The organism is Synechococcus sp. H55.9, assembly GCF_047462355.1.
GTDB lineage: Bacteria > Cyanobacteriota > Cyanobacteriia > Thermostichales > Thermostichaceae > Thermostichus.
The window spans coordinates 1-8316 of the sequence record NZ_JANSJB010000106.1 but is presented as its reverse complement, the minus strand read 5'-3'; the positions used below and the strand labels follow the sequence as shown (position 1 = coordinate 8316).

Below are 8316 nucleotides of genomic sequence, written 5' to 3'. Positions count from 1 at the left end.
CTGAGCAATTGAGGCCGGGGTCAGGGCCTGAAAGTTGGCGATGCGGGCAAACTCCCGCGGATCGAGGCTGGCCCCGCCCACCAGCACTCCGTCGATCTGGGGTTGGGCCATCAGCTCGTCGATGTTGCCGGCTTTGACCGAGCCGCCATACAGGAGGGGCAGTTGGTCGGCGCCCAGGTGCTGGCGGATCAAGCCGATGACCCGATTGGCCTCTGCGGCTGCACAGGTGTCGCCGGTGCCGATGGCCCAGATCGGCTCGTAGGCAATCACCAGGTTCTCCAGATCGATCCCTGCCAAGGCGCGATCCAACTGCCCTAGGATCCAAGACTCGATCAAGCCCTGCCGTCGCTGCTCCTGGCTTTCGCCCACGCACAAGATGGGGGTGAGGCCATGCCGCTGCGCCGCTGCCAAGCGCCGATTCACGGTTTCATCTGTCTCGCCGAAGTATTGCCGCCGTTCACTGTGGCCGACGATCACGTAGCGCACCCCCAATTCCGCCAGCATGGGGCCGGAGATCTCCCCGGTAAACGCCCCCTGATCCTCCCAATGCAGGTTTTGTGCTCCCACGGCGATGCCGGATCCCCGCGTTTGCTCTGCCACCACGGACAGGTCTGTGAAGGGCACACACAGGATGATCTGCCGTTGTGAAGCCGCTCCTAAGGACGACGCTTGCAGAGCCGGAGCAAACTCCCGCAGAAACTGGCGGGCCTCAGCCTGGGTTTTGTACATCTTCCAGTTGCCGGCGATGAGGATGGGACGCAAGGTGGATCCTCCCTAAAAGACGCTCAGAAGACAACTAAAGAAGGGGATCCCAAAGCAGAAACCCAAATGGATAGGCAGGGATCCCAGCTTTTGTTTTTTCGTATGTCACAGTTTATCAGCAAGCGGCTCCAGAATACGGCGATGGGATCCGGGCCCCGGTTAACCCTCCTGGGCCGTCTCTTGTTCCAGGCTGGCAGCGATGGCCGCCAGGCAGTCTTCCCAGGCGGCTCCCTGCTCCAGAGATTGGACGGCGACGGCATAGGTCTGGGGGTGGGCCTGCAACAGCGCTCGTCCCTGGCGCAAGAAGCGGTTGATTTGGACCTTCATTTTGGCTGGAGAGGTCAAGGGCTGCGCTGCCAACAGCGTTGCCAACTGCTGCCGATCCTCTGTATCGCCCGTAATTTGGCTGTAGTGCAACGATTCTGCGGCTGCCCCCGCCATCCAGAACGTGCCGTAGCGCTCCACCTCTGCCCAAGGGATCCTTCCCTGAGCCTGCCAAGTGTGCATCGGGGCCCGATCCAACTCCACCCCGCCGTAGCCAGGCATCCCCCGTCGAAAGGCTTGCCAGGGACTAAGCACATAGCCCAACAACGGGATCCCGAGCAGATGGGCCACCAAAATGTGCCCCGCTTCGTGGCGGATGACCCGCTGCCGGTAGGCCGGCGAAGCCCAATCCAGCAGCCCGCCCAGCAACCCTGAAATCCGCCCCCCAAAGGCCACTTGCTCGACGATGACCAGCCCCACCAGTCCTACCAGGGGCATGGCAACCCGCGGCCCCAGCACCGCCGACAAAACCAAAGCTGCCACCACCCAAGCAGCGCGAGTAACTCCAGCTTCTGACATCGGCTAGCTACCCCCTTAACCAACCAGCTGAAGGGAGGATCCCATACCAGCTTACGCGCCAAAACCCAACAGGAAAGCCGGGCTTTCACAACCCGACAATCTGGGTGTTTTCAAAGGTGGCGAGAATTGCATCCAGATCTTTGCTCTGCAGTGAGTAGGTGGCAGTGGCATCGCTGCCAAACTGGATCTCGTCCCCATCCTCAAGATCCCGAAATTCCACCCGTTGCCCACCCACGTAAAGGCCATTGGTGCTAGGATTGCCCTGAATGTCGCCGTCGATAATTTGGTAGGTGAACCCGTCGGGAGAAGAAGGAGATTCGGTTTTAACCAAAATAGCGTGGTAGCGAGAGGCGTACTGCGAGTCAATGCGAATACTGTTGCGCGGATCCCGGCCCAATGAGTAGAGCTCGGCTGTCAACCAGTAGGCCTTTGGCCCCTGTCGATCTTTGACAATTAGCACATGATTGAGGGCCGGTCGGCGAGGGGGCGTGGTCATAAAGCCACCCACTTGCACAACACTGAGGGCAGTATACCCAAAACATAACATACGGAATCCCCCAGTTGGATCCCTATATCCACCGGATGAGTCTCACTGGGATGGGCAGGATTGGCCCATCACCCTGAGCAGCGAGTAGATTTTTGTAACAACTCCTCTCATAATGGGATTAACGATGCACATGGATCTCTGACCATGAATGGCTCGCAACCGGATCCCGGTGTCCAACCCCGTCCTCCCCAGACACCGAGGCTGATTGAGCTACCGGAAGATGAAACCGATGCGCAGCTTGGCGATCCCCTGCGCATGCAGCGCTACGAATGCCGTTCCTGTGGCTACGTTTACGAGCCGGCCAAGGGGGATCAACTCAATCGGATCCCGGCGGGTGTGCCGTTTGAGGAATTGCCCGCCGATTGGAAATGTCCGGTGTGCCGAGCCGACCAGCGCTTCTTCCAAGCAGTGGGAGCCAAAGGCAAGCCTTCGGGTTTTCAAGAGAACTTGCGCTACGGCCTGGGGGTGAACGTGATGACCCCTGCCCAAAAAAACCTGCTCATTTTCTTGGGATTGGCGCTGGGGTTTTTATTTTTGATGAGTTTTTATTTCGTCGAGTGATGGCCAAGATGTTGAAGCTCTTGAGACTGGCGCTGTTGGCTGCTTGCTCCCTGCTGCTGATGGCGGCGCGGATGCCGAATATGCAGGTGGTGCCCTGGCAGCAGGTGGAGGTGCCTACCCAAAACATTCTGCTGGACATCGCCTTCACCGGCACCACCCCTACACACGGCTGGCTGGTGGGAGACAAGGCGACACTGCTGGAATCCCACGATGGCGGTTTGCACTGGCAGGTGCGGGAGCTGTCGAGCTTGGAGCCAGAAGCCTACCTTGCCTCGATCAGCTTTGCCGGGGCAGAAGGCTGGGTGGCCGGGCAGCCGAAGATCCTCCTTCACACCCTGAACGAGGGATCCGACTGGACTTCCATTCGCCTCAACACCCAACTGCCGGGTGAGCCGATCTTAATCCAGGCTTTGGGCCCTGGGGCTGCCGAGATGGTGACCAATGTGGGCGCCATCTACCGCACGGAAGATGGCGGGCAGACCTGGCGCGCTCAGGTGGAGGAGCCGATTGGGGCCATCAAAAACATCGCCCGCGGCCCTGGGGGAGAATACCTGGCGGTGTCGTCGCGGGGCAGCTTTTATTTTCTCTACACGCCAGAAAGCCGCGCCTGGAAGCCTTATCCGCGGGAGAGCTCCCGCCGCATTCAAAACATGGGTTTTGGCCCCAACGGCAGCGCCTGGAAACTGAACCAAGGGGCAGAGATTGCCTTCACGGAGGACTTCACCTCTGGCGAGTGGGCGTCGCCGCTGCGTCCGGGTCGGGCCCTCAGCTTTGGCTATTTGAATGCGGCCTATCAAAACGACCACGACCTGTGGGTGGTGGGGGGTGGCGCCACCCTGATCCACAGCCCCGACGGTGGCAAAACCTGGGAGCAGGCTAAGCAAGTCAGCGATATCCCCGCCAATTTCTACAGCATCGAGTTTTTCGGCCCCGACCGAGGGTTTATCTTGGGGCAACGGGGCACCCTCTTGCGCTATGTCAGCTCCAACAACTCCTGACGATCTCAGGGATCCCTAGCCGGTACGCGGGTGGATACACGCGCCAGGGCCACAGTTTCGCTTCCGCGGCTGCTGGTTGCTGCCAGCGGTACTGGCGGGCACGTTTTTCCGGCTTTGGCCATTGCCGAGCAGTTGCCCGATTGGCAGATCGAATGGCTGGGGGTGCCGGATCGGATGGAAGGGAAGCTGGTGCAGGAGCGCTACCCTTTGCACCGGGTTGCCATGTCTGGCTGGCAGGGATCCCCTCTCCACAAGCTGCGAGCCTTGGCTCAACTGGCGCGGGCGACCCTGCAGGTACGCCAACTCCTCAAGTCGGGACGGTTTGATATCGTCCTGACCACCGGTGGCTACATCTCCGCCCCGACCATCTTGGCCGCCCGTTCGCTGCGGGTGCCGGTGTTGCTGCACGAGTCCAACCGCATCCCCGGCAAAGTCACCCGTTGGCTGGGAAGATTTTGCCACGTGGTGGCGCTGGGCATGGCGGAGGCGGCAGAGCATTTGCCGGGGGTGGCCGCCCAAGTGGTGGGCACGCCGGTGCGGGCCGAGTTCTATCGGCCCCAGCCCCTGCCCGCCGATCTCCCCATCCCCGACGGGGATCCGCTGATCGTGGTGATAGGGGGGAGCCAAGGGGCACGGGGCCTCAACCGCATGGTGGCCGCCTGTGCCGAAGCTTGGTTGGAGGCGGGGGCTTGGATTGTGCATCTGACGGGCGGCAGCGAGGCCGGGATCCCCATCCATCCCCGCTACCGGCCCTTTCCTTTCCGCACCGATGTGGCTGCCCTGCTGCAGCGGGCAACTTTTGCCATCAGCCGGGCCGGAGCCATGAGCCTGGCGGAGTTGTGGGCCACCGCCACTCCGGCCATTTTGATCCCCTATCCTTTTGCCGCCGAGGATCATCAGTATCAGAATGCCCTAGCCTTTGTGGGGCGCGGTGGGGGTGTGGTCATGCGAGAATCCGAAGAGCATGTGGACTTGCTGCGGCAAACGGTGTTGACCTGGTTGGCTCAGCCGCAGGTGGTTGCCCAAATGGCTGCCCACTTGCAAGCCACAGCTCCCCCCACTGCCAGCAAGGCCGTAGCCCACCTGTTGCAGGAGATCTGCCAAAGTTCTGCCCGTTAACTCCCCCAGAGGGCCAGCCGTGGTACAGCCGAGAGTGGATGGTCTTTCCCAATGTCCGCCTGAGCCCGCCGTTTGCGCTCCTCGGACGGAGCCGTCAACCCCGCTGCCAGAGCTCCGGCTCGCCGACAGGACGGAATCGCTGTTGATGCAGCTAGAGCAGTGCTTCGGGATCCCTCAGCGCCCCCACACCCCCGACGGCCTTCCCCTCTATCCCGATCTCCTGGACGAGTTGGTGGGCACGGTTCTCTCCCAAAACACCACCGATTACAACAGCAGCCGTGCCTTCCGCGCCCTCAAAGCTGCCTTTCCCACCTGGGAGGCCGTCTTGGCTGCCGACCTGGCGGAGCTGGCCCAGGTGATCCGGCCCGGCGGCTTAGCCCACCTCAAGGCAGCCCGCATTCAGGAGATCCTGGCCGCCATTGGCGAGCGACGGGGATCCCTCAGTCTTGACTTTCTAAGAGACCTGGACGACGCCAGCGCCCTCGACTTTCTGCTCTCCCTAAAAGGGGTAGGGCTGAAGACCGCCACCTGTGTGTTGTTGTTCGGGCTAGGTCGGGATCTCTGCCCGGTAGATACCCACGTGCATCGAGTGGCCAACCGTCTGGGCTTGGTGCGGGCCAAACATCCCGACGACACCTTTGCTCAGCTTTCCCCGCAGATCCCCAAGGGCAAAGCCTACTCCCTGCATGTCAACTTCATCCGGCTGGGCAAGCGCATCTGCAAAGCGCGTATGCCCGAGTGTAGCCGCTGCCCGCTGCGTCGCACCTGCCCCTCTGCCCCCTTGCGGCAACGTTGATCCCCGCAGCAGAGTTCTACGCAGAGGGGATCCCCTCTTGTCCGTTGCCCTGGGCTGGAGGAACTTCCGGCTCCAGGACTTGCCGCACAGATTCGATCTCTTGGGAGAGCAACACCCGATCCCGCTCCAAGAGGCCGACCACATGCTCCGGATCCTCCCGCGAGACCACCGGCAACTGGCGCAAATCGTATTCGTACATCGGCTCGGCAGCCACTGCCACCGCCTCATCGGGAAAGGTGGTGAGCACCGCCGATTGGCTGACCTGCTCTACTGTCAGCTCGGCCAATTCCCCAGCTTCCCTGTGAGCCAAAGCGCGCTCGAGGTCTTCCAGGGTGAGAATGCCTCGCAGCCGCTCCTGGCCATCCACCACCAAGGCGCTATGGCACTTTTGTTGCAGCAAACGCTCCAGGGCCTCCCGCAGGGGCGTATCCTGCTGCAACAGCAGAGAAGGGGGTACCATCACCTCTTGCACCGTCAGGCCCTTGTTGGGCTCCTGGCCGCGACGGGCGGAAGGGTAGATGGCCGGTGAGTGCAACTGCTCCGCCAGCCAAATGCTCAAACCCACCGCCGCCATCACCGGCAGCGCGATGTGGTAGTCCCGCGTCATCTCAAACAGCAGCAAAATGGCCGTCAGCGGAGCCCGCACACTGGCCGCCAACACCGCCGCCATGCCCACCATGGCGTAAGCGACAGGGGGAGAGAGGGCGATGGCGGGCAACACCTGTCCCAACACCTGGCCGTAGGCTGCCCCCAGCACCGCCCCCAGGAACAAAGCCGGCGCAAAGGTTCCCCCCACAAAGCCGCTGGCCAGGCTCAAAGCGCTCAGCAACAGCTTGCCCAGCAAAAGCAGGCCCAGATGGCCAAGGGAAAAGGGCACAGCCTGCAAGATCGACTCAACGGTTTCATAGCCCACCCCCAACGCCAACGGGATCCCCAAGCCCGCCCAGCCCAGGATCGCCCCCCCCAAAATGGGCTTGCTCCAAGCCGGCCAAGCGGCCAGGGGGCCACTGCCGAACAGGTGCTTGCCCCACTCCAGGGTGTAGCTGAAGGCCAGAGAAACCAGGCTGGCCAAAAAGCCCAAGCCAAGATAGAGGGGCACCTCCAGCAGGCTGTGGATCTCGTAGTCCGGCAAGACAAAAGCCGGCTGCGTAATGGTGGGCAAGAGAAAAGCCGGCTGCGCCCCCAACCCCACCTGGGCGACCAGGGCCGACACCACTGCCGCCAACACCACCACACTGACGGCAGAAGTGGTGAACGTGCGGGCCAAAGCCAGCTCCAGCGCCAAAAACACTCCGGCAATCGGCGCATTAAACCCCGCCGCCAGCCCCGCCGCCGCCCCCGCCGCCAGCAACAGTTGCACCCGCTCCCGCGAGAGGCGCAGGTTTTGCCCCAGCAGGGATCCCAACAAAGCGCCACTTTCCACACTGGGCGCTTCCGGGCCCAGGGAAGCCCCCGCGCCCAACGAGATGGCAGCCGCCAGGAGCTTGAGCGGGATCCACCAGGGCTGAGGCGCCAAAGGACGAACGGAGCTCACCAGACTGGAGAGGCTCGAGTTGGGGAAGGGCACGACTGCTCCCAAAGCGCCGATCAGCAGACCTCCCAGCACCGGCGCCAAAGCCAGAGACCAGGATCCCGGCAGCCACAGGCCATGGTGTTCTGCGGCTCTGCCGATGCCATCGACAAAGACGTCTTGCAGCAGATAGCGACACCAGCCGATCAGATAGCGAAACCCGACCACCAACAGCCCCGTGCCCAGCCCCACTGCCGCCGCCAGCAGCAGAAGAAGGTTCTCAGAAGAGAGGCGCAGGCGGAGAGCGAGGGCGCTGCTCATGATCGGCTCAAGGGCTTGGGGAAGGCAGGGTCAAGATCTCTACGCCAGTTTCGGTGACGGCAACCGTATGTTCGAATTGCGCCGAAAGCTTGCCGTCCAAAGTAACAGCCGTCCACTTGTCGGGGAGCACCTTCACCTCCCAAGTGCCCTCGTTGATCATCGGCTCGATGGTGAACACCATGCCGGGGCGGAGCTTCTCCCCTTTCCCTCGTTCGCCGTAGTGGGGGATCTGGGGGGCCGTGTGAAACTGCCGTCCCACCCCATGCCCGACAAAATCCCGCACCACGCTGTAGCCCTGGGATTCGGCATATTCTTGAATGGCAGCGCCAATGTCGCCGACCCTCCCCCCCGGCTTGACGGCGGCAATGCCCCGCCGCAGACATTCTTCGGTTACCTCCACCAAGCGCCGCGCCCGCTCAGAAGGCTGTCCGACAAAGAACGTTTTGGAGGTATCGCCGTGGTAGCCATCCAAAACCGGCGTCACATCGATGTTGATGATGTCGCCTTCTCGCAAAACCTGCTTGGGGCTGGGAATGCCGTGGCAGACCACGTGGTTGACGCTGGTGCAGATGGACTTGGGAAAGCCGTGGTAGCCCAGAGGGGCGCTTCTGGCCCCATGGGCCCGTGTCCAGCGCTCCGCCTCGTCGTTGAGCTCTTGAGTGGTAATCCCCGGCCGCACCAGCGGCTCTAGGTGCTTGAGCAGATCTGCCGCCAGGCGACAAGCCCGCCGCATCTTCTCCAGTTCCCGCGCCGAGAGCAACACAATGGGCTGGGGAGCTTGCGCGAGCTGGCTCATGCCCGTCTGCAAAGCGGATCCCAACTGCTCTCCCCATCGCTGAGAGCGACGGCTGAGATCTGT

9 protein-coding genes are annotated in these 8316 nt (G+C 62.3%); 4 read left to right on the top strand and 5 right to left on the bottom strand.

All coding sequences use genetic code 11. From position 1 onward, the window contains the following. From tpiA to NW857_RS11515, 3 genes are all read right to left on the bottom strand, one after another. On the bottom strand, positions 1 to 762 hold a 762-nt coding region (tpiA, locus tag NW857_RS11525; protein ID WP_414333737.1), incomplete at its 3' end, for a triose-phosphate isomerase. A gap of 159 nt (positions 763 to 921) precedes the next feature. Further along, positions 922 to 1605 carry a hypothetical protein gene (locus NW857_RS11520; protein ID WP_414333735.1) on the bottom strand — a complete coding sequence of 228 codons (684 nt, stop codon included), beginning with the start codon at positions 1603 to 1605 and terminating at the stop codon, positions 922 to 924. 85 nt (positions 1606 to 1690) lie between these two features. Further along, positions 1691 to 2101, bottom strand: a complete 411-nt coding sequence (locus NW857_RS11515; protein WP_414333734.1) for an FHA domain-containing protein — start codon at positions 2099 to 2101, stop codon at positions 1691 to 1693. A gap of 195 nt (positions 2102 to 2296) precedes the next feature. On the opposite strand from NW857_RS11515, the gene NW857_RS11510 reads away from it, so the two are divergent. The 4 genes from NW857_RS11510 to NW857_RS11495 all read left to right on the top strand — a co-directional run bounded on the left by NW857_RS11510 (position 2297) and on the right by NW857_RS11495 (position 5626). After that, on the top strand, positions 2297 to 2713 hold the full coding sequence (locus tag NW857_RS11510) for a rubredoxin (protein WP_414333732.1): 417 nt from the start codon (positions 2297 to 2299) through the stop codon (positions 2711 to 2713). Between the two features lie 8 nt (positions 2714 to 2721). After that, entirely contained in the window at positions 2722 to 3711 is a 990-nt protein-coding gene (locus NW857_RS11505; protein ID WP_414333730.1) for a photosynthesis system II assembly factor Ycf48, read from the top strand. Positions 3712 to 3741: 30 nt separating this feature from the next. Beyond that, positions 3742 to 4830 carry an undecaprenyldiphospho-muramoylpentapeptide beta-N-acetylglucosaminyltransferase gene (murG, locus tag NW857_RS11500; RefSeq protein WP_414368997.1) on the top strand — a complete coding sequence of 363 codons (1089 nt, stop codon included), beginning with the start codon at positions 3742 to 3744 and terminating at the stop codon, positions 4828 to 4830. A 145-nt stretch (positions 4831 to 4975) separates the two neighbouring features. Then, positions 4976 to 5626, top strand: a complete 651-nt coding sequence (locus tag NW857_RS11495; RefSeq protein ID WP_414338612.1) for an endonuclease III domain-containing protein — start codon at positions 4976 to 4978, stop codon at positions 5624 to 5626. Between the two features lie 16 nt (positions 5627 to 5642). Here the strand turns inward: NW857_RS11495 and NW857_RS11490 are convergent, their stop codons facing one another. Both NW857_RS11490 and map read right to left on the bottom strand, forming a co-directional pair. Beyond that, positions 5643 to 7457 carry a chloride channel protein gene (locus NW857_RS11490; RefSeq protein WP_414368995.1) on the bottom strand — a complete coding sequence of 605 codons (1815 nt, stop codon included), beginning with the start codon at positions 7455 to 7457 and terminating at the stop codon, positions 5643 to 5645. Positions 7458 to 7464: 7 nt separating this feature from the next. Beyond that, entirely contained in the window at positions 7465 to 8253 is a 789-nt protein-coding gene (gene map / locus NW857_RS11485; protein ID WP_414333759.1) for a type I methionyl aminopeptidase, read from the bottom strand. Positions 8254 to 8316: the final 63 nt, after the last annotated feature.